This window comes from Nonomuraea typhae (assembly GCF_009760925.1).
GTDB classification, from domain to species: domain Bacteria; phylum Actinomycetota; class Actinomycetes; order Streptosporangiales; family Streptosporangiaceae; genus Nonomuraea; species Nonomuraea typhae.
Genome location: NZ_VRLV01000002.1, coordinates 788,853 through 809,520 on the forward strand (window position 1 = coordinate 788,853; position 20,668 = coordinate 809,520).

A 20,668-nucleotide genomic window follows, 5' to 3' on the forward strand; every position below is an offset into this window, starting at 1 on the left:
GACTACACCGGCCTACAGCTGCGGCTCGCCGCGCAACTCCACCGAGGCGTGCGCGGGAGCGCCGTCCATCTCCAGCACGACGATCTCGTTGGCGCCCTCGCGCAGCAACGGCCACGGCACGTACAACGTCACCTGCGGGCCCTTGTCCCAGTAACGGCCGAGATGGAAGCCGTTGACCCACACGTGCCCCTTGACCCAGCCGGGCAACGCCAGGAAGCCGTCCGCCGGCCGTACCACGTGGAGGGTGCCGCGGTAGAAGGCGGGGCCCTGCGCGGTCGTCGCGCGGTCCCAGGGCAGGCAGGAGACGTCCGCCAGCGGCACCGGGTCGATCTCCCAGCCAAACAGGTACTGCCGCTCGTGCCGGACGCCGTCCAGGATGCCCTTGCGCTCGCCGGTCAGCGGGCCGTAGTTGACCCGGCCCATCGCCTCCACCACCAGCGTCAGCTCGGCGCCCCCGGCCGGGGTCTTCACCGCGACCCCGCTCGCGCCGTCGCGCTCCAGCACCCCGGCCACGACACCGTCGACCAGCACGTTCGCCCGGTCGCGCAGGCCGCGCACGCTCACCTCGAGCGCGTCCTCGCGCGGGCCCGGGATCCGGGTGCGGTAGACGGCCAGGCCGTAGTCCTGGCCCAGTTCCTCGAAGGTCCGGGTGGCCGCGGCGCGCACGGTCCCGGTGGACAGCACGTCCAGGCAGTCGAGCAACGCCAGCCGCCCGCCCAGCTCGACCCGCTGCTCGGGGAGCCTTGTGGTGGTGCTCTCCGGCACCGGCGGCAACTCGGCATAGCGGCCGAGCACCTCGCGGTAGGCCCAGAACTTCGGCGTCAGCTCCCCGCTCTCCGAAATCGGCGCGTCGTAGTCGTAGGAGGTCACCGTCGGCTGGTAGACGCCCTCGTCGTCCGTGTTCGCGCCGGCGAAGAAGCCGAAACTGGTGCCGCCGACCCCCATGTAGAAGTTGACCGAGCCGCGCTCCAGGATCTCCTCCAGCGCCCGCGCGGCGTCCTGCGGATCGCGGGTGTGGTGCGGCTCGCCGAAGTGGTCGAACCAGCCGTTCCAGAACTCCATGCAGAACGGCTCGTCCTGCGGCCGGTGCCGGGCCAGCACGCCGAACTGCCGCTCGGCGCCGCTGCCGAAGTTCGCCGTGGCCAGGACGCCGGGCAGGGTGCCGCCGGTCAGCATGAGGTCGGTGGCGCCGTCGGAGGTGAACAACGGCACCTCGATGCCCCGGCGCACCAGCCCGTCGGCCAGGTGCCGCAGGTAGACGGGGTCGGTGCCGTAGGAGCCGTACTCGTTCTCCACCTGCACCATCACCACGTTGCCGCCCCTGGTCGCCTGATGGGCGGCGATGCGCGGGATCACCTCGTCAAAGAAGCGGTCCACCGGCTCCAGGAAGCGCGGGTCGTGGCAGCGCAACGGCCCGGGCAGCCACGCCGGCAGGCCGCCGTTCTCCCACTCCGCGCAGATGTACGGCCCCGGCCGCACGATCACCTGGAGCCCGGCCTCGCCGGCGGCGCGGAAGAAGCCCTCCATGTCGGCCAGGCCGGTGAAGACGAACGTGCCCGGGTGCGGCTCGTGCAGGTTCCACGGCACGTAGGTCTCGACCGTGTCCACGCCCATCGCCCGGAGCTTGCCCAGCCGGTCCGGCCACTGCTCAGGCAGCGTCCTGAAGTAGTGCATGGCTCCGCTGAGCACCTTCATCGCCACCGGTCCTTTGCCAATTGCGGTTCGCTTCGCCGTACTTTAGAGCATGTCCGCTCACGGGCGGCGGGCGAGGAGCACCTGGGTCTTGATGTCCTCGACCCAGCGCCCCGACGGGTTCGCCGCCAGCAGCGCCTCCCGCATCGCCCGCACGTACGCCTCACGCCGATCGCCGAGCCTGGCCGGGGCCGAGTACGAATAGGACAGCTGCAACCCCACCACGTCGTCCAGATCCCGCTCCAGCCGCGCGGTGAACAGCACCGGCTCCACCACTCGGAACGGCGAATCCGCCAGCACGTCGTCATGATGCCTGCCGCTGACCTGGAACGAGCCCGGCGCGCTCAGCCCGCCCATCCCGAACTCCCTGCGCACCCGGGCCGCCACCGCCTCCCAGGCCAGGTTCTCCTTGTCCCGCGTCGGGCCCACCAGCGCCACCACCCCGCCGGGCGGCAGCAGGTCGTCCAGATCCGCCAGCACCGCCTCGCGATCCATCCAGTGAAAGGAGCGGCCCATCACCACGTGGTCGAAGACCGGCAGGTCCCGCAGGTGCCCGGAGTCGCCGCGCAGCCACTGGATGTTCGTCCGGCCGGCCGCCAGCCGTTCGCCCTCCGCCAGCATGTCCGGCGCCGGATCCACCGCCAGCACCCGTTTCACCCGCGCCGACAGCGGGATCGCCAGCGTGCCGGGGCCGCAGCCCAGGTCCAGGACCGTGGCCTCCGCGCCGAACACCGAGGCCAGCAGGTCGATCGCCGCGGCGCCGTGGTCGGCGCGGTGCTTGGCGTAGTAGGGGGCGGCTCCGCCGAACAGGTCATCCATAGGTGGGACCATAGACGGGTTTGAGTGGGTTCGACGGAAGGTCAAGATCGGTGAGGCGGCTTCTCACGGTCCTGCTGCTCGCCTGTGCGGCGGTCGGCGGCTGGATCGCTCCAGCGCAGGCGCACAACGTGCTGGTCTCCAGCGATCCGGGTGACGGCACGACCCTCACCGCCGCGCCGCGGCGCCTCACGCTCGTCTTCGACCAGCCGGTACGGCAGGGCTACGCGCAGATCGGGCTCACCGGGCCTGCCGGGACGATTCCCGCCCGCAAGGCGGCGGTGGCCAAGGAGAGGGTGACCGTGTCCCTGGCCGAGCTGCCGGGGCGGAGCGGGGCCTATGTGATCGGATACCGGATCCTGTCGGCCGACGGGCATCCGGTGTCGGGGCAGGTCCGTTTCACCCTGAACCTCCCTGCGGGCTCCACGACCGCTCAGCCCGGCTCCCCGCCCGGTGCGGACGCGGCTCAGGGGGGCCTCAGCGCGCAGGCGGCCGAGGCGGCGGCCAACGGCGGCGCGGGCATGGCGGTGCTCTGGATCGGCGGCGCCCTGGTGCTGCTGGCCGTCGGCACGGTCATCGCCCTGCGCCGCGGCCCGGCGTCCGGGACCGGCGGGGACCGCCGCGGATGAGCGGCACGGCGACGCGCGCGGCCGGGGCGCGCGGGGTGGCAGGGGTGTTCGTGCTGGCCGCCGTCGCCTCCGCGGTCGTGGCCGGTACGGTGACCGCGCAGGAGGCGGTGCCGGGGATCGTGCTGCCGGGGCCGGTGGTGGCGTTCGGGCTGCCGGTGGCGCGGGTGCTGCTGGACGTCTTCGCCGTGGCCACCGTGGGGCTGAGCCTGCTGCCGAAACTGCTCGGCTTCGACGACCCGGAGGCCACGGAGCCGGTGCTGCGCCGGGTACGCCCGCTGACGGTCACCGCCGCCTGGGCGTGGGCGATCTGCGCGCTGGTGACCATCGTCTTCCAGACCGCCGAACTGAACCCGGGCGGCGTCCCGGCCCTGGGCATGATCGCCGGCTACGTGGACGGCGTGGGCACCGGTCAGGGGCTGCTGTTCAGCGCCGCGTGCGCGCTGGCCGCGGCGGGGATCGGGCTGATGGCGGTGCGGTTCGGGGAGAAGGTGCCGGCGGAGCTGCGGATCGTGGTGGCGATGTTCGGCCTGCTGCCGATCCCGGTGACCGGGCACGCGGTCGACTCGGTCTGGCACGACCCGATCATGATCTCGATGGAACTGCACGTGCTCGGCGCCGCCGCGTGGACCGGCGGATTGCTGGCGAGCATGGTGTTCCTGGCACCCCACCGCGACCTGCTGGCGACGGCGCTGCCCCGCTTCTCCCGGCTGGCCACGGTGGCGCTGCTGCTGGTGTCGGCCTCCGGCCTGGTCAGCGGGCTGGGCACCCTGGCCCTGACCCCGGGCGTGGAACTGCCGGGCGCGATCCTCACCACCGAATACGGCCTGCTGGTCGTGACCAAGGTGGCCCTGACCGCGCTGCTCGTGCCTCTGGCCGCGCACATCCGCCGCCGCCTGCTGCCCGGCGTCGCCGCCCGCCGTGCCACCTCGGTGGTCCTGTGGGCGACGGCCGAGGTGGCCGTCATGGGCCTGGCGTACGGCGTGGCCATCGCCCTCACCCGCGCCGCCGTCGGCTAACCGAGGATCGCGTACACCGTGCTCGCCTGCGCCGCCGGGTCGGTGGCGCCGTCCGGTGTCAGGGTGATCTCCGAGAACGCCAGCGTCTTGCCCAGCTTGGTGATGCGGACGTGGACGAGCAGATCCTTGCCCGTCACCGGCCGCTGGAAGGTGGTGGACTGCTGGACCGTGGTCATGGGCACGAATCCGCCCCTGGCCGAGGAGACGGCCACGACGGTCGCGGTGTCGGCGGCGGCCATCATGGCCTGCCCGCACAGCCCGCCGCCCGCCCTGGTCAGCGCCTCGGACCAGGGCAGGCGGACCACCGCGTGGCGTTCGCCCACCTCCTCCACGCGCAGCCCGAGGTCCTGGATCCAGGGGGCGAAGTAGTCCCGGAGAATCGCGTCGCCGTCTTCAGGTGTCACGGGGACATCATGCACGCTGGGCTCATGGGTGTGGAGAGCGTCTTTCTGCCGTCCACGTACGCGCGCGGCGTGCCGTACGAGATGTTCGAGCGGCTGCGGCGGGAGGCGCCCGTGTGCTGGATCCCCGAGCCGGCGGTGGGCCCGTGGCCGGCGGGCAGCGGCTACTTCGGGGTCTTCCGGCACGCGGACGTCAAGCACGTGCTGCGCACCCCCGGGGACTTCTCCTCGTACCTGGGCGCGACGCAGATCCGGGACCCGGAGACGCCGGGGGATCTGGCGTTCGTGCGGGCGATGATGCTGAACACCGATCCGCCGGATCACTCCCGGCTGCGCAGGATCGTGGCGGCGGCGTTCTCGCCGCGGGCCGTACGCCTGCTGGAGGAGACGATCGCGGCGCGGGCTGCGGCGTTGTTCGCCGCGGGCGAGTGCGACTTCGTGGAGGTGGCGGCGGATCTGCCGGTCTGGACGCTGGCGCAGGTCATGGGCGTGCCGGACGGCGACCGGCGGCTGCTGTACGACTGGGCGTCCCGGGTGATCGGCTACCAGGACGCCGACTACGCCGGTCTGTCCACGGCCGGCGCCGGGCGGCTGAGCCCGATGGGCAGGCTGGCGCTGGCGGCCCGGCCGAGGCTGGAGCCGGGCGTGAACCCGCGCTCGAGGGCGGCCCTGGCCGACATGTTCGCCTATGCGCGGGCCCTGGCCGCCACCCCGCATGACGAAAAATCCGTCATGTCGGCGATGCTGACCGGCGGCCTCACCGAGGCGGAGTTCCAGAACATGTTCTTCCTGTTCGCCGTGGCCGGCAACGAGACGCTGCGCAACGGCATCCCCGGCGGCCTGCTCACCCTCCTCCGGCATCCCGCCGAGCACGCCCGCCTGCGCGCCGACCCCTCCCTGCTGCCGTCCGCGATCGAGGAGATGCTCCGCTTCTGGCCGCCGGTCATGGACTTCCGCCGTACGGCCACGCGCGACCTCACCCTCGCCGGCCAGGAGATCAAGGCGGGTGACAAGGTCGTCGTCTACCACGCCTCCGCCAACCGCGACCCGGCCGCCTTCCCCGGCCCGGACCGCTTCGACGTCGCCCGCACCCCCAACGACCACGTGAGCTTCGGCTTCGGACCGCACTTCTGCCTGGGCGCCCACCTGGCCAGGGTCCAGATGCGCGCGGTCTTCGCCGAGCTCCTGAAATGGCAGGTCACACTGACCGGCGACCCGGTGCGCCTCACCTCCAACTTCCAGAACGGCCTCAAACATCTCCCGGTACGGCTGCGCCTAAGCTCGGACGCATGAGTGAGATCGACTATTTGACCGTCAACCGCGCCAATTGGAACGAACGCGTCCCCATCCACCTGGCCAGTGACTTCTACGACGTGCCCGCGTTCAAGTCCGGCCGTGATGCGATCAGGGGTTTCGAGCTGGCCGAGGTGGGCGAGGTGAGCGGGCGCGACCTGGTCCACCTGCAGTGCCACTTCGGACTGGACACGCTGTCGTGGGCCCGGCACGGCGCCCGGGTCACCGGGCTGGACTTTTCGGACACCGCGATCGAGGCCGCCCGCGCCCTGGCCGCGGAGACCGGCATCCCGGCCCGCTTCGAGGCCGGCGACGTCTACGGCGCGCCCGTGACGCTGGGCCAGACCTACGACATCGTCTACACCGGCATCGGCGCCCTGGTCTGGCTGCCCGACCTCACCCGGTGGGCCGAGACGGTGCGCGCGTTGCTGCGACCGGGCGGTTTCCTCTATCTGGCCGAGTTCCACCCGTTCGCCGACATCCTGGATGACGAGACCGGCTCCAAGGTCACCCACGACTACTTCCACGCCGGTCCCCAGATCTGGGACGACCCTCACAGCTACACCGGCGAGGGGACGGTGTCCAGCAGCACGTCCGTCCAGTTCCAGCACGGGCTGGGCGAGGTGGTCACCGCCGTGGCGGGCGCGGGTCTGCGGGTGGAGTTCCTCCACGAGCACGACCACACGCTCTTCCGGCGCTTCGCCACCCTGGAGGAACGCGACGGCGCCCACCGGCAGCCGGAGGGCGGCCCGCGGCTCCCGCTGATGTACTCGCTCAAGGCAACCCTGGAGTGATATGGGCTGATATATGCCCGATTGCGATGAAGGTCAAGGCCGGGCAAGATTGCGTGCCGTGAAACGAGCGGTAATGATCAAGGACTGGGCTCTGCCGTACTGGACCAGAGGCCAGGCGGGGCGCGAGACGCCACCGGACCTCTTCCGGGTCCTCTACTACGGATGGCTGCTGGCGCTCACCCTCAAACTGCTCGGCTCGGCCTGGGACGTCTCCTGGCACTTCAAATGGCTGCGCGACGACCTGGCGCCGCCACACCTGCTCAACTCCGCCGGAACGGCCCTGGCCGTGGCCCTCACCATCGTCCACGGCTACACCGGCTACGGCGTGGACCGGGCCGCGCTGCGGCTCATCCAGTGGGGCACCGGGATCTTCCTCGTCGCGGTCCCGCTGGACCTGATCAACCACCGGGTCAACGGGCTGGACATCACCTCGTGGAGCCCGTCGCACATCCTGCTGTATGTCGGCACGTTCTTCATGATCGCCGGGGTGATCCGGGGCTGGTTCACAGGGGCGCCACCGGGCCGGGAACGGACCGTCGTGCTGGGCGCGCTCTTCGCCTTCTTCCTGGAGAACGTGCACTTCCCCGAGCAGCACCAGGAATACGGCATCCTGTCCATCGGAGCCTGGGACAACGACGCCACCTACGCCGAACCCATCCTGCTGCAGTTCGCCGCCGACCAGATGGGCCGCCCGGTGGACCGGGTGACCATGGTGGGCTTCTCCCTGCCGGTCCCGGACGCTCTCTACCCGGTTTACGCGGTCATCGCAGGCATGACCGTCCTGGCGGTGGCCCGCCTGATGATCGCCCGCTTCGGCGCCGCGACCCTGATCGCCGCCGGCTACGTCGCCTTCCGCACGCTGATCTGGCCCCTGCTGACCGCGGGCGGCTTCCCGCCGTCGGCGGTGCCGTTCTTCCTGGTCGCAGGGGCACTGGCGGTGGACGTCGCCTTCGCGGTACGCATCCCCGCGCTCCGCGCCGCACTGGGCGCCGCCCTGGCCACGGCCGCGGTGTACGGCGGGCTGATCGTGCAGAACGCCGTGATGGGCGGAGTGTACGGCGGGCTCACGTCCATGAACGGCCTCCTGGGCGCCCCGCCCCTGGCCACGGCATCGGCCCTCTGGGCAGGACTCGGCCTCCTGGCCGCCTGGCTGGCCTGTGAGTGGTTCGCCGCCCGCAAACAGGGCGGCCTGCACACCTTGCGCCTCTCGGTCGCCTCCTGACGACGCCTTCGGAAAGCGGCACATCAGAAGGCGGCACCTCCCTGCAGCCCCTAAGAGGCGGCCCGGCGGGAGGTGGCGGCCCAGGACTGTGCGCCCCAGCGGGTGGCGATCTGGGCGGCTCTGGTGAAGTGGGCGCGGGCCGTACGCTCGTCGCCCAGCAGGCGGGACAGTTCTCCCAGGGCGTGGGCCGGAGGTGGGAGGGCGACTGACATGCTGCCCGCGCCCGCGGGTGGGCCGCCGGCGTGGGGGAGCAGCGCCTCGTAGAGGTCCCGGGCCCCCTCCTGCTCGCCCAGCGCGGCCATGGCCATGGCGCGGAAGGTCGCGAAGACGGGGAAGAAGTAGTCGGCTCGGATGGGCGGCGCCTGCTGCCGGGCGGCCCGCGCTTCGGGGAGGTTTCCCTGCCTGGCCAGCGCGAGGGCCAGCACGTCGGCGGCCAGCGGGCCGTTGGTATTCGGGCACGTCCACGCCCCCGATCCGCTCGGCCAGCTCGGCACGCTCGCGCCAGTCGAGCACCGGGTCGAGGTCGTGGGCGAGCGTGGAGAGGGTGAGCGCCAGCAGGGCCGGGCCGCCCACCTACCGCCGACGTCGCCGGCCCGCACCTGGGCGCGCAGCAGGCGGCCCAGCAGGTCGATGCGCTCAGCCGGAGCGGCGTCGCGCCGGTCCATGCGGCCAGCGCGTCGGCCCGCCGTCCGGTCCGCCAGAGGGCGAGCGCGAGCAGCCGCCACCCCTCCTCACGCAGCGGCGCGTCCCGGGTCAGCAGCTACCTGTTCCTGCCCCTGCAGACCGCCCCGGGTTTCGGCCTGCCCGCCTGGCCCTCCCCCGAGGCGGCCGGCTTCCTCAACGTCAAGGGCATCCGCGACCTGGCCACCGGCCTCGTCCCGCTGGCGCTGCTGCTCACCGGGCAGCGCAGGGCGCTCGGGTGGAGCCAGGTGATCATCTCGCTGATCCCGTTCGGCGACGCCGCCATCATCCTGGCCCGCGGCGGCTCGACCGCGACCGCGCTCGGCGTCCACGCCCTCACCGCGGTCGTGGTGCTCCTCACGGGGATCCTCCAGCTGCGGATCTCAGTGATCTCTCAGAATCGGTAAGTAAGCTCGCAGCTCATGAGAAGAGTGGCCGCGCTGGTCGCGGTGCTGGTCCTGGCCGGGGTGATCGCCTGGCTGGCCTGGCCGCAGGGCCCCGAGGCGCGCGGGCGGGAGTCCCGGATCACGGTCACGGACGGCCCGGCCGACGACCAGCGGGTGGAGCTGGACACCACGTTCTACCCGCCCGCCGGCGGCGGGAAGGCGCCGGCCGTACTGCTCGCGCACGGCTTCGGCGGCAGCAAGCTGAGCGTCCGCGACGAGGCGATGAAGCTGGCGCGCGACGGCTACGCGGTCCTGACCTGGTCGGCGCGCGGATTCGGCCGCTCGAGCGGCCAGATCGCGCTGAACTCCCCCGACTACGAGGTCAAGGACGTCAAGCAGCTCATCGACTGGCTGGCCGCCCGCCCCGAGGTCGCGCTCGACAAGGCGGGCGACCCGCGCGTGGGCATCGCCGGCGGCTCGTACGGCGGCGCCATCGCGCTGATGACCGCGGCCCACGACGCCAGGGTGGACGCGATCGTCCCGCAGATCACCTGGTACGACCTGGCCGACGCCCTCTTCCCCGACGCCACCGGCCAGGGCCCCCGGGGCGGGGTGTTCAAGAGCCTGTGGGCCGGAATCTTCTTCGGCCGCGGCGCCCCCGCGGCCCAGGGCCTGCAGGGCCTGCAGGGCCTGACTCGCGCGCCCCAGCCGGTGAGCGAGCAGGAGGCGCGCTGTGGCCGCTTCCTCCCGCAGATCTGCACGATCTACCAGCAGGTGGCCACGACCGGCAAGGCGACGCCCGAGGCGGTCGAGCTGCTGCGCGCGTCGAGCCCGAGTTCCGTCCAGGGCCGGATCAAGGCCCCCACGCTGCTCATCCAGGGCCAGCGCGACTCGTTGTTCCCACTCGGCCACGCCGACGCCAACGCCAGGGCGATCGCGCCGGGCACCCCGGTGAGCGTCATGTGGTTCGACGGCGGCCACGACGGCGGCAACGGCGAGGCCGACTGGGTCTACCAGCAGACGTCCGCCTGGCTGAACCGCTACCTCAAGGGCGATGCCGGCGCCGCCACCGCCCAGGCGTTCACCGTCACCCGGGACGGCGGCCGCGACCCCGGCACCCGCCAGCGCATCCGCCTGCACCCGGAGAACACGTCGTATCCCGGCCTGTCCGGCACCGCCACCACCCAGGTCACGCTCTCCGGCCCCGAGCAGAACATCGTCAACCCGCCCGGCGGCAACCCCGCCTCCGTCTCGACCGTCCCCGGCGTCGGCAGCCTCCTGGGCGGCGGCAACCAGTCGAACCTGAGCGTCTCCCTCGACATGCCCGGCCAGGCCGCGAGCTTCGACTCCGCCCCGCTCACCGCCCCGCTGCAGCTGACCGGCTCACCGTCGGTGAAGCTGCGCGTGTACGGCAAGGGCGAGGTGACGCTCTTCGCCAAGGTGTACGACGTCCCCGACGCGCTCCAGCCGCCCACCCTGCCCGCCGGGCTGGTCTCCCCCCTGCGGGTGCGCATCCCCGACGGGGCCCAGAGCGCCGACGTGACCGTCGCCCTGCCCGCGCTCGACCACCGCTTCACCGCCGGCCACCGCCTCCGGCTGACCGTCACCACCACCGACATGGGCTACGCCACCCCCGCCGAACCGGCCGCCTACCGGGTGGCGCTGGCCTCGCCCGCGCTGGCCGTGCCCACGGTGCCGTCGATGAGCGCCCCGGCGGGCGGGATCGCCTGGTGGGTGTGGGCGATGCCGCTGGCCGCGATCGTGGTGGCCGCCGTCCTGCTCGCCACCGGCCGCGCCCGCAGGCGTACGGCCGGCCGTACCGGAGAAGGGGCCCCGCTGGAGATCAGCGGCCTGACCAAGACCTACCGCAACGGTGAGAAGGCCGTGGACGACCTGTCGTTCCGCGTCGAGCAGGGGCAGGTGCTCGGCCTGCTCGGCCCGAACGGCGCGGGTAAGACGACCACGATGCGCATGATGATGGGCCTCATCCATCCCGACGCCGGGGAGATCCGCATCTTCGGCGAGGCGGTGACGCCGGGCGCGCCGGTGTTGTCGCGGCTCGGCTCGTTCGTGGAGGGGCCGGGGTTCCTGCCGCACCTGTCCGGGCGGGAGAACCTGGAGCTGTACTGGGCCGCCACCGGCCGCCCCGCCGCCGAGGCGCACATGGCCGAGGCGCTGGAGATCGCCGGGCTCGGGGCGGCGCTGGAGCGGGCCGTGCGCACGTACTCGCAGGGCATGCGGCAGCGCCTGGCGATCGCCCAGGCGATGCTGGGGCTGCCGGACCTGCTGGTGCTCGACGAGCCCACGAACGGGCTCGACCCGCCCCAGATCAGGGAGATGCGCGAGGTGCTGAAGCGCTACGCCCGCGACGGCCGCACGGTGATCGTCTCCAGCCACCTGCTGGCGGAGGTCGAGCAGACCTGCAGCCACGTGGTCGTGATGCACCGCGGCCGCCTGGTCGCCACCGGGCCCGTCACCTCGCTGCTGGCCGGCTCCAACGGCCACGGGCCCGACGGCCAGGGGCCCGGCGGCCGCGGGCCGCGCCTGGAGGACGTGTTCCTGGACCTCATCGGGGAGAAGTCATGACCAACACCGCCGTGGGGTATTCGCCCGCGCGGACGCTGCCGCTGCGCGTGGAGATCGTCCGCCAGTTCAAGCGGCGGCGCACCCTGGTGATGTTCGGGCTGTTGCTCGCACTGCCGTGGATTCTGGTCGTCGCCTTCCAATTCGGCCCCCAGCAGCCCTCCGGGCAGCAGGCCGGGTTGCGCCTGTCGGACCTGGCCACGGCCGGCGGGCTGAACTTCGCCGCGTTCGCGCTGTCGGTCTCGGCGAACTTCCTGCTCGTGGTGGCGGTGGCGTTGTTCTGCGGCGACACGGTCTCCAGCGAGGCGAGCTGGTCGTCGCTGCGCTACCTGCTGGCCGCGCCGGTGCCGCGCGACCGGCTGCTGCGCCAGAAGCTCGTGGTGGCCCTCGGCTACTCGGCGGCCGCGGTGGTCGCGCTGCCGGTGATGGCGCTGCTGGCCGGGACGGTCGCCTTCGGCTGGGACGACATCCAGGTGCCCGGCACCGGCGAGGTCATCCCGGCGCTGGACGTGCTGCCGCGCTTCGGCATCGTCATCGGCTACGCGCTGGTCAGCCAGCTCGTGGTGGCGGCGCTGGCGTTCCTGATCTCCACGGTCACGGACTCGCCCCTCGGCGCCGTCGGCGGCGCGGTCGGGCTGTGGATCGTCTGCACGATCCTGCAGGCGGTCGAGGCGCTGGGCGCGCTGCGGGAGTTTCTGCCGACGTTCTGGAACACCGCCTGGCTGGACGCGCTGGCGCCGGTGATCGACTGGGGCGGCATGGCCAAGGGCGCCTCGATCTCGGTGACGTACGCGGCGCTGCTGCTGGCCTTCACCTTCCGCCGTTTCCGGCGCAAGGACGTGGTCTCCTAACCCCAGTGGGGCGGCTTGTTCTCGAGGTAGAAGCTGTCGTCGTCGGCCTCGCGCCAGTCGCCCCACGCCACGTCGGTGTCGTCGGCGGTCTGCTCCGGGAGAAGTTCACTCACGGAAGACATGCTACCGAGACGAACAAACCCGACCCCACTCCCTCCCGAGCACCAAGGACAGCGGGTTTCGCCGGGGGTACGATGCCTGTGCAGGTGTCGCCTACCCCCCGTGAGGCTGCCCATGGCCACCCCAACAGGTTGGCGGCGAGAAGGCAATCTGCCGGCGGAGCTGACCAGCTTCATCGGACGCACACGTCTGCTCGCCAATCTCAAACGCCACCTGGGTGAGTCACGCCTGGTCACGGTCACCGGGATCGGCGGCGTGGGCAAGTCGCGCACGGTGCTGCGCCTGGCCCACCAGATCCGCGGCCAGTACGAGGACGGCGTCTGGTTCGCCGACCTGGCCCGGCTGCAGGACGCGGGCATGGTCAAGCACACCATCGCCTCCGCGCTCGGCATCGCCGACCAGTCCTCGCGGGCGGAGTCCGAGACGCTGTCGGAGTGGGTCGGCGAGCGGCAGATCCTGCTCATCATCGACACCTGCGAGCACCTCGTGCAGGGGTGCGCCGAGCTGGTGGAGGAGTTGCTCAACGGCAACGCCAACCTGAAGGTGCTGGCCACCAGCCGCCAGTCGCTCAACCTGCCCTACGAGCACGTCATCCCGGTCCCGCCGCTGCAGGTGCCCGGCGAGGATCCGGCGGAGAACCTCTTCGCCAACGAGTCGGTGCAGCTCTTCGCGGCGCGGGCGGGCACGGTCGTGCCCGACTTCGTGCTGGACGAGGAGAACATCACCGCGGTGGCCGAGCTGTGCCGCCGCCTGGACGGCATCCCGCTGGCGATCGAGCTGGCCGCCGTCCGGCTGCGGGCGCTGTCGGTGGAGCAGATCCTGGCGCTGCTGGCCGACCGCTTCAGCCTGCTGGCCGGCGCCAGCCGTACGGCGCTGCCGCGGCACCAGACGCTGCGCGCGGCCATCGGCTGGAGTCACGAGCTGTGCGAGCCGGCCGAGCGGCTGCTGTGGGCGCGGCTGTCGGTGTTCGCCGGTGACTTCGAGCTGGACGCGGCGCGTTCGGTCTGCGCCGACGAACGGCTGCCGCAGGAGAACATCACCGACCTGGTGACGGGCCTGGTGGAGAAGTCGATCCTGCTGATCAAGAGCAACCCGGCGGGCGTGCGCTACCAGCTGATCGACACGCTGGCCGAGTACGGCGAGGAGTGGCTGGACAAGCTCGGCGAGTCCGACAAGATGCGCCACAAGCACCTGGAGTACTACCTGAGCCTGGCCCAGCGGGGCGAGGACGCCTGGTCCGGGCCGAGGCAGCTGTACTGGTTCGTCCGGATGCGTCATGAGCACGACAACGTGCGGGTGGCGCTGGAGCACGCGCTGCGCACGCCCGGCGAGTCGGTGCTGGCCCTGCGGCTGCTCGGGTCGCTGTGGTTCATGTGGTTCTGCTGCGGGCTGACCCGCGAGGGACGCCTCTACCTGGAGCGGGCGCTGGCGGTCAACGAGGGCCTCAGCCGGGAACGGTGCAAGGCGCTGTGGGTGCTGTCGTACGTGCGCAGCGCTCAGGGCGACGTCGGGGCCGCGGTGCTGGCCGCCGAGCAGTGCAGCACGGAAGCGGTCAAGGTCGGCGACTCCAAGGCCGTCATCCTGGCCTCGAAGATGCAGGGCACGGCCGCGCTGCTCCAGGGCGACCTGCAGAAGGCCAGCGCGCTGCTGGGGGTGGCGATCGAGTTCAACGTCGACAACAAGGAACTCAACCCGGGTCTGCTGCCCGCCATCGTGGAACTGTCGATCGTGCTGACCGCGCAGGGCGAGCTGTTCGAGGCCGAGTCGCTGCAGCTGGACGCCCTGCAGGTGTGCAAGGAGCGCGGCGAGCTGTGGCTCGGCTCCTACGCGCACTGGGCGCTGGCGATGACCCGGCTGGCCACGAACCGGCCGCAGGACGCGCTGGCGGACGCGCAGGAGAGCCTGCGGGTCAAGCGGCACTTCCACGACACGGTCGGCACCCTGATCGTCCTCGAGGGCGTGGCCAGGATCTACTCCGCGCTGGAGCAGCCCCACGTGGCGGCCAGGCTCCTCGGCGCGCTGCAGCAGAACTGGAAGAAGGCCGGGCTGCCGATGCTCGGTGCGCCGTGGCTGACCGGCGACCACGAGAAGTGCGTCAAGGAGGTCGGCAAGGCGCTGGGCGAGGACGGCTACAAGCAGGCTTTCGAAGACGGCAGCAGGCTCGACCTCGACGAGGCGTCCTCCCTCGCGCTGGGAGAGATGGACGCCCCGCTGTAGGCCTATCTCCGCGCCTCGAAGGGCTCCCACCACCAGCTGATCGCGGTGACGGGCAGCGGATCCTGGTTGTCGTTGGCCGGATGCTGCTTCCAGGTGCGCGGCATCGGGATGCGAGCGGTCTGTACGGCGTCGCCCGGGTTACGGGGGTCGCCGTAGCGGTCGGTGATCATGCTCCATTCCAGGTAGCCGCGCACCCACTCGCCGAGCCCGTAGACGTAGCGCGAGAGCTCAGGCCCGGAGCGGGTCCGGACCTCGATGCTCAGGCGCAGGAAGCGGGCCATGAGCCGGTCGCGCATGGCCATCGCCTCGGCCAGGGCCGACTCGATGGGGATCTGGTTCTGGTGGGCCAGGACGGTCACCAGGTTCTGGAGCTCGGCGTAGCCGTACCGGTCCTTCCTGAAGGCTTCCTTGTTGAACGAGATGATGTCGTTGTCCCAGCCGACGAGCATGTTGGCCATCTCGGTGAGCGCGCGGACCGCCGGGCTGGCCATGTCCTCGGCCGGGACCTCGTAGTGGGCGCTGATGTCGATGAACATCAGGCTGGGGGCGGTGGCGGTGACGTTGAGCCACATGGCCACGTAGTCGTTGAGCGTGGGGATCCGGCTGGCCGTGCGGTTGGTGGCCTCCCAGATCAGGCCGAACAGATATTTGCGCAGCTCCTCGACCCATCGCGCCGTCTGCAGCGGAGTGGCGTGCCGGTCGAGCCGGAGCCTGAGGTCGCGCAGTCCCTCGGCCCACGGGTTGTCCGGCAGCATCCTGGCGTTGGGGGCCTCCAGAATGCGGGCGAGCCGGCCCAGGAGCTGGATCAGGTCGTCGAGCGAGGAGTCCCCCACTCGCTCGTCGCAGTACATGTCGTCGAACGTGAACAGCCAGAAGAGCTGGTCGCTGGCCGCCTGCAAGCCCTCGCCGAAACCGTGTGGCATGGTCAGGGATGCGAAGTAACCCACCTTCTGGGTGGCGAGGTAGTCGCGCTGCGTAGCGCTGCGGAACAGTCCGAAATCGTCCATCCACTGGATGGTGCGCCGATCGACGTCAGCGGCCTCCGGGGAGATCGCGTAGGGGAACGGGCAGTAGAAGGACGGCACGGACACGAACGGTGCGGGGATGGTCTCGGTCAAGGCATTCACTTCCAGGAGGGGTCGTCGCGCAGTGTTCACCGTGCTTCCAAGGTCATCGGAAGCGCGTTGGCGGACATGGTGCCCAGCGGCACCTCCTTGACCCGGTGCCCCGGCACCGGACGGAACCGGAAGCGGGCCGGGATGGTGGCCAGGACCACGGCCATGGTCATGCGCGACAGATGCTCGCCCGCGCACTGCCTGGTGCCGACCCCGAACGGCACGTATGCCTCGCGAGGCACTTCCTTGGCCCGCTCCGGCAGCCATCGGTCCGGGTCGAACCGGTCCGGCCGCGGCCACAGGGCGGGGTCGCGCAGCATCGACGTGCCGCTGACCATCAGCTCGGCCCCTTCGGGGATGGCGTACTGGCCCAGCCGGACGTCCTTGGTGGCGCGCCGCATCATGATCCAGCCGGGGTTGCGCAACCGCAGGCATTCCTTGATGACGCGCTGGAGGTAGGTGAGTTTGGGCAGGTCGTCGGTGGTCACCGCGCGCCCGGAGAGGACGTTGCGCAGCTCGTCGTGCAGCTCGCGCTCGACGTCCGGGTGGCGGGCGATCTCGTGGAAGGCCCACCCGAGCACGTGGCCCGTGGTGTCGCCGCCGGCGACCACGAGGGAGAGGACCTCGTCGCGCAGTTCCCGGTCGGACATGGGACGGCCTTCGGCGTCCCGTGCCGCCATGAGCATGGACAGGATGTCGTGATGGTCGTCCCCCTCCTTCCGGTAGGTCGCGATCACGGTGCGAATGGCACGCTCCAGTCGATCACTGGCGGCCTCGAAGCGCCGGTTGACCGGGAGGGGCAGCCTTTCGACCAGGTCCGGGGCGACGGTCCTGATGCCGACGCCGACCATGAAGTCGGCGATCGACTCCTGGACGGCGCGGACCTCGCCGACGGCGCTGCTGGCGGAGAACAGCGCCTTCGTGATGACCGCGACGCCCAGGCGGTCCATCTCCCTGGCCAGGTCCACGGTCGTGCCCGGCCGCCAGGAGGCGGTCTGGTTGTCGACGACCTCCAGCAGCCGCGCGGCGTCGTAGGCGGGTTTGGCGGGATGGAAGGCAGGCTGGACCATCCGGCGCTGCCTCATGTGGAAGGGGCCGTCGGAGGTGCCGAGGCCGTTGCCGAGCAGGGGCACGAGCTTCCGGAAGAACCGGCCACGGGCATAGACCGTGCCGAGGTCGCCGAATGCCTCGCGGTAGAGCCGGTAGTCGTTGACGAGGTAGGTGGGAGTACGGCCGAGGTGGATCCGCAGGACGGGACCCTCATGGCGGACGCTCTCGATGAAGGAGAGCCGGTGGAGCGCCAGGGCGGGGATGTGCCCCAGTAGAGGCAGCTTGCCGGACGCGGGCGGTGCGTGGACAGCCATACGACTTTTCCCTTGTATGCGCAGGAAAGGGATGTACTTTAAGTGGCTTTTTGAACCTACTTTCGCCTATCGGATGGATATACCGTTTATTGGCACACAGAACGATTGTGCATGTCAATGCGATGAACGTCGGTTCTGGCACAGGGATAGTAGTTAGCTACGTAAACGGATAGTTGCGCAGCGTGGCTGACCGCATCGCTGACCACGAGTGGGCGATGGATGACTGCCTGTGAAAGTGAGGGCGGTCTACGCCAGCCAGTCCTCGGTCCCGAACAGGCGGGCCGTGTCGATCGCGGACGGGGTCCCCTCACCCGGATCCGCCCCCGCCTCGAGCAGAATCGTCACCACGTCCCGCTCCTTCTTGAACACCGCGCCCGCCAGCGGCGTCTGCCCGCGGTCGTTCTGCCGGCCGGGGTCGGCGCCCAGCTCGGCCAGCATGCGCACGGTCTCCGCGTGCCCGTGGTAGGCGGCCAGCATGAGCAGGGTGTCGCCCTTGCCGTTGGCGAGGTTGACCGGAAGCCCGGCCGCCACGTACGCCCGCAACGTCTCCGTGTCACCGGCCCTGGCCAGGCCGAACATCCTCGTGGCGAACTCTTCGAGCTGCGGGTCCCCGTCCATGGAGCCCATTCTGCCTCGATAGGGTGCCGTGCACGGAATCGTTCCGGCCCGCCGTAGGTTGCTGGAGAGAGTACCTAAGGGAAAGGCTGTCCAACGTGTTCGACCCGACGGATCTCTACGAGCTCGCCGACGATGTGCCCGAGCTGGCTGATCCGGTGCTGCTGTACCACTTCGATGGTTTCGTCGATGCGGGTGGCGCCGGACGACTGGCGCTGGGCCACCTCCTGGCCGAGCTGGAGCACCGGGTCGTGGCCACGTTCGACGTGGACCGCCTCCTGGACTACCGCTCCCGCCGGCCCATCATGACCTTCGACACCGACAAGTGGGTGGACTGCGAGAGCCCCGAGCTGGCCGTCTACCTGACGACCGACGCCACCGGCACCCCGTTCCTCGTGCTCAGCGGCCCCGAGCCGGACCGCGAGTGGGAGTTGTTCGCCAGGGCCGTGGGGTCGCTGATCGAGCGCCTCAAGGTGAACAAGATCGTCACCGTGCACGGCATCCCCATGGCCGTGCCGCACACCCGGCCGCTCGGCATCACCATGCACGCCAGCCGCCCCGAGCTCATCGGCCCGCAGAGCAGCAACTTCGGCCGGGTCCAGGTGCCGGGCAGCGTCGCAGCGCTGCTGGAGTACCGCCTGGGCGGCAAGGGTCACGACGCCGTGGGCTACGCCGTCCACGTGCCGCACTACCTCTCGCAGGCCGAGTACCCCCACTCGGCGGTCACCGCCCTGGAGGCCGTCACCCGCGGCACCGGCCTGGTCTTCCCGATGGACGCGCTGCGCGACGCGGCCGAGCGCACCAACGTGGAGATCGAGGAGCAGATCAGCGGCTCGGCCGAGCTGTCCAGCGCGATCACCGGGCTCGAGCAGCAGTACGACGCCTTCGCGGCAGGGGCCGGCAAGGAGAGCCTGCTGGCCGAGCCGTCCGCGATGCCGACGGGCGATGAGCTGGCGGCGCAGTTCGAGCGTTTCCTGGCCGAGCGTGACGAAGATCTCTAAGTAACCTGGGGGCCATGGACGACATCCAGGTTGGCCTGATCGGCTACGGCCCCGCCGGGCGGTTCTTCCACGGCCCGCTGATCCACGCCACGCCGGGGCTGCGCCTGGCCGCCGTGGTCACCCGCGATCCCGAGCGCGCCGCCGAGGCCGGGCAGAGGTACGGCGCGGCCGCGCTGCCCGACGCCGAGCAGGTGTTCCAGCGGTGCGATCTGGTGGTCGTCGCCTCCCCGAACCGCACGCACGTCCCGCTGGCCACCGAGGCGCTGGCTCTCGGCCTGCCGGTGATCGTGGACAAGCCGCTGGCCGCCACGGCCGAGGAGGCGCGGCGGTTGGTGGCGCTGGCGCGGGAGCGCGACCGGATGCTGACCGTCTTCCAGAACCGCCGCTGGGACGGTGACTTCCGCACCCTGCGCGCGCTGCTGGAGGAGGGCGCGCTCGGCGAGGTGACCAGGTTCGAGTCCCGATTCGAGCGCTGGCGGCCGGAGCCCAAGGGCGGCTGGCGCGAGTCCGGCGGCGCCCAGGAGATCGGCGGCCTGCTCTACGACCTGGGCAGCCATCTCATCGACCAGGCCCTCGAGCTGTTCGGCCCGGTGCGCACCGTCTACGCCGAGAGCGCGGCCCGCCGTCCGGGTGTGGGCTCCGACGACGACACCTTCGTGGCGCTCGGCCACGAGAGCGGCGTGCGCTCCCATCTGTGGATGAGCGCGGTCGCCGCCCGGCCGGGCCCGCGCTTCCGGGTGCTCGGCTCGGCCGGCGCCTACGTCAAGGACGGCCTGGACGTCCAGGAGGACCGCCTGCGCGCCGGCCGTACCCCGGACGAGCCCGGTTTCGGCGAGGAGCCGGAGGGGCGCTGGGGCGAGATCGGCACCGCCGAGGGGCATCGCCCGCTGCCCACGCTCCCCGGCGCGTACCTCGACTTCTACCGCGGCGTCGAGACGGCGCTGCGGGCCGGCGGGCCGCCCCCGGTGGACCCGGCCGGCGTGGTGGCGGTGCTGCGGGTGATCGAGGCGGCCCGCCTGTCGGCCGAGCAGGGCACGGTGAGCCATCTGTCGTGAGACCCGGCCGGCGGGTCAGCCGAGCAGCCGGGCGCGCAGGGCGGCGCCGTCCTGGTCGGTCCAGCCGTGCGCGCGCAGCCACTCCAGCGGGCCTCCGAAGCGGTCGTCGAGCACGCCCAGGAACTGCTCCAGGTACTGCGGGCGCGGCATGTGGTCGTCGGCGGGACGCGAGTCGAGGTCGTCCCGGTAGGTGGCGCTGGCGCGCAGGCGGGCCAGCACCTTCTCCATGCGCTCGCCGGTGGCCACGTAGTCGGCCACGATCGCCTCCCTGGTCACCTCGGCCACCTCCAGGGCCAGCGCGCAGACCACGCCGGTGCGGTCCTTTCCCGCCGCGCAGTGGACGATCGCCGCGCCGTCGTCCAGCGCCAGCGCGCGCAGTGCCCCCACGACCGAGTCGGGCCGGTCGCGCAGGTAGCCGTAGTAGAAGCCGCTGACGCGCAGTTCCTCGTCCAGCCGGCGCTCCTGCCAGGGCAGCACCTTGTCGGCGTCGATGGAGTCGGCCTCGGCGTCGGTGTGCTCGCCGCCTTCGGCGAAGAAACTGTGGTTGTGGTGGGTCACCTCGGCCACGCGGGTCAGCGGGCCGGGCCCCTCCAGCGCCACTTCGGCGTGCGAGCGCAGGTCCACGATGTGCCTGAGCTTGAGCTCCCCGACCAGCCGCGCGATGTCGCCGCCGGTGAGCCCCTGCAGATTGTCGGAGCGGAAGATCCGGCCTGGACGGGTGGTCCGGCCGTCCTTGGTGGGCAACCCGCCCAGGTCACGGGCGTTGACTGCACCTTGTAGATCAATCCAGCTGTTCATCTCACCAACCTATATGTGA

19 protein-coding genes and 1 pseudogene are annotated in these 20,668 nt (G+C 71.4%); 11 read left to right on the plus strand and 9 right to left on the minus strand.

What is annotated here, in order from left to right; translation table 11 throughout:
- Positions 1-12 precede the first annotated feature (12 nt).
- A complete protein-coding gene (locus tag FVE25_RS10145) occupies positions 13-1,695 on the minus strand; it encodes a glycoside hydrolase family 35 protein (RefSeq protein WP_157246151.1) in 1,683 nt (560 codons plus the stop codon).
- 57 nt (positions 1,696-1,752) lie between these two features.
- Positions 1,753-2,511, minus strand: coding sequence for a class I SAM-dependent methyltransferase (locus FVE25_RS10150; protein ID WP_181019518.1), 759 nt, complete (start codon positions 2,509-2,511; stop codon positions 1,753-1,755).
- Positions 2,512-2,561: 50 nt separating this feature from the next.
- Here FVE25_RS10150 and FVE25_RS10155 point away from each other — a divergent pair, with 50 nt between their 5' ends.
- Complete coding sequence (locus tag FVE25_RS10155) at positions 2,562-3,137, plus strand: copper resistance CopC family protein (RefSeq protein WP_157246153.1); 576 nt, start codon at positions 2,562-2,564, stop codon at positions 3,135-3,137.
- A complete protein-coding gene (locus tag FVE25_RS10160; protein WP_157246154.1) occupies positions 3,134-4,153 on the plus strand; it encodes a copper resistance D family protein in 1,020 nt (339 codons plus the stop codon). The genes FVE25_RS10155 and FVE25_RS10160 overlap by 4 nt, the downstream gene beginning before the upstream one ends.
- Here FVE25_RS10160 and FVE25_RS10165 read toward each other — a convergent pair.
- A complete protein-coding gene (locus FVE25_RS10165; RefSeq protein ID WP_219825412.1) occupies positions 4,150-4,557 on the minus strand; it encodes a PaaI family thioesterase in 408 nt (135 codons plus the stop codon). The genes FVE25_RS10160 and FVE25_RS10165 overlap by 4 nt on opposite strands.
- Before the next feature lie 24 nt (positions 4,558-4,581).
- Here FVE25_RS10165 and FVE25_RS56225 point away from each other — a divergent pair, with 24 nt between their 5' ends.
- From FVE25_RS56225 to FVE25_RS10180, 3 genes are read left to right on the plus strand one after another with little or no spacing between them, the layout of a single operon-like run.
- The gene (locus tag FVE25_RS56225; RefSeq protein ID WP_157246156.1) at positions 4,582-5,847 is read left to right on the plus strand and encodes a cytochrome P450; all 1,266 of its coding nucleotides are present in this window, start codon (positions 4,582-4,584) and stop codon (positions 5,845-5,847) included.
- The gene (locus tag FVE25_RS10175) at positions 5,844-6,641 is read left to right on the plus strand and encodes a class I SAM-dependent methyltransferase (protein ID WP_157246157.1); all 798 of its coding nucleotides are present in this window, start codon (positions 5,844-5,846) and stop codon (positions 6,639-6,641) included. The genes FVE25_RS56225 and FVE25_RS10175 overlap by 4 nt, the downstream gene beginning before the upstream one ends.
- A gap of 58 nt (positions 6,642-6,699) precedes the next feature.
- The gene (locus FVE25_RS10180) at positions 6,700-7,863 is read left to right on the plus strand and encodes a hypothetical protein (RefSeq protein WP_246266879.1); all 1,164 of its coding nucleotides are present in this window, start codon (positions 6,700-6,702) and stop codon (positions 7,861-7,863) included.
- Between the two features lie 50 nt (positions 7,864-7,913).
- Here FVE25_RS10180 and FVE25_RS10185 read toward each other — a convergent pair whose 3' ends face one another.
- Both FVE25_RS10185 and FVE25_RS56980 read right to left on the minus strand, forming a co-directional pair.
- Positions 7,914-8,528, minus strand: a complete 615-nt coding sequence (locus tag FVE25_RS10185) for a hypothetical protein (RefSeq protein WP_157246158.1) — start codon at positions 8,526-8,528, stop codon at positions 7,914-7,916.
- Between the two features lie 41 nt (positions 8,529-8,569).
- Positions 8,570-8,623: pseudogene (locus tag FVE25_RS56980) on the minus strand (hypothetical protein); the annotation flags it as partial.
- 10 nt (positions 8,624-8,633) lie between these two features.
- On the opposite strand from FVE25_RS56980, the gene FVE25_RS10195 reads away from it, so the two are divergent.
- The 4 genes from FVE25_RS10195 (at position 8,634) to FVE25_RS10210 (ending at position 14,701) form a co-directional block, all read left to right on the plus strand.
- Positions 8,634-8,951: a DUF4267 domain-containing protein gene (locus FVE25_RS10195; protein WP_343046135.1), complete on the plus strand. Its 318-nt coding sequence runs from the start codon at positions 8,634-8,636 to the stop codon at positions 8,949-8,951.
- A gap of 15 nt (positions 8,952-8,966) precedes the next feature.
- Complete coding sequence (locus tag FVE25_RS10200; protein ID WP_157246159.1) at positions 8,967-11,516, plus strand: CocE/NonD family hydrolase; 2,550 nt, start codon at positions 8,967-8,969, stop codon at positions 11,514-11,516.
- Positions 11,513-12,364, plus strand: coding sequence for an ABC transporter permease (locus FVE25_RS10205; RefSeq protein ID WP_157246160.1), 852 nt, complete (start codon positions 11,513-11,515; stop codon positions 12,362-12,364). Before FVE25_RS10200 ends, FVE25_RS10205 begins: the two co-directional genes overlap by 4 nt.
- 222 nt (positions 12,365-12,586) lie before the next feature.
- The gene (locus FVE25_RS10210) at positions 12,587-14,701 is read left to right on the plus strand and encodes an ATP-binding protein (protein WP_246266881.1); all 2,115 of its coding nucleotides are present in this window, start codon (positions 12,587-12,589) and stop codon (positions 14,699-14,701) included.
- A gap of 2 nt (positions 14,702-14,703) precedes the next feature.
- Here the strand turns inward: FVE25_RS10210 and FVE25_RS10215 are convergent, their stop codons facing one another.
- From FVE25_RS10215 to FVE25_RS10225, 3 genes are all read right to left on the minus strand, one after another.
- Positions 14,704-15,819 (minus strand): terpene synthase family protein, encoded by a 1,116-nt coding sequence (locus FVE25_RS10215; protein ID WP_157246161.1) that lies wholly within the window; start codon positions 15,817-15,819, stop codon positions 14,704-14,706.
- Between the two features lie 35 nt (positions 15,820-15,854).
- A complete protein-coding gene (locus FVE25_RS10220; RefSeq protein ID WP_157246162.1) occupies positions 15,855-17,180 on the minus strand; it encodes a cytochrome P450 in 1,326 nt (441 codons plus the stop codon).
- A gap of 246 nt (positions 17,181-17,426) precedes the next feature.
- Positions 17,427-17,807, minus strand: a complete 381-nt coding sequence (locus FVE25_RS10225) for an ankyrin repeat domain-containing protein (protein WP_157246163.1) — start codon at positions 17,805-17,807, stop codon at positions 17,427-17,429.
- Positions 17,808-17,893: 86 nt separating this feature from the next.
- On the opposite strand from FVE25_RS10225, the gene FVE25_RS10230 reads away from it, so the two are divergent.
- Both FVE25_RS10230 and FVE25_RS10235 read left to right on the plus strand, forming a co-directional pair.
- Positions 17,894-18,796 carry a proteasome assembly chaperone family protein gene (locus tag FVE25_RS10230; protein ID WP_157246164.1) on the plus strand — a complete coding sequence of 301 codons (903 nt, stop codon included), beginning with the start codon at positions 17,894-17,896 and terminating at the stop codon, positions 18,794-18,796.
- 14 nt (positions 18,797-18,810) lie between these two features.
- Entirely contained in the window at positions 18,811-19,851 is a 1,041-nt protein-coding gene (locus FVE25_RS10235; RefSeq protein ID WP_157246165.1) for a Gfo/Idh/MocA family protein, read from the plus strand.
- Positions 19,852-19,866: 15 nt separating this feature from the next.
- On the opposite strand, the gene FVE25_RS10240 is transcribed toward FVE25_RS10235, so the two are convergent.
- Complete coding sequence (locus FVE25_RS10240) at positions 19,867-20,649, minus strand: tyrosine-protein phosphatase (protein ID WP_157246166.1); 783 nt, start codon at positions 20,647-20,649, stop codon at positions 19,867-19,869.
- Between the last annotated feature and the right edge of the window lie 19 nt (positions 20,650-20,668).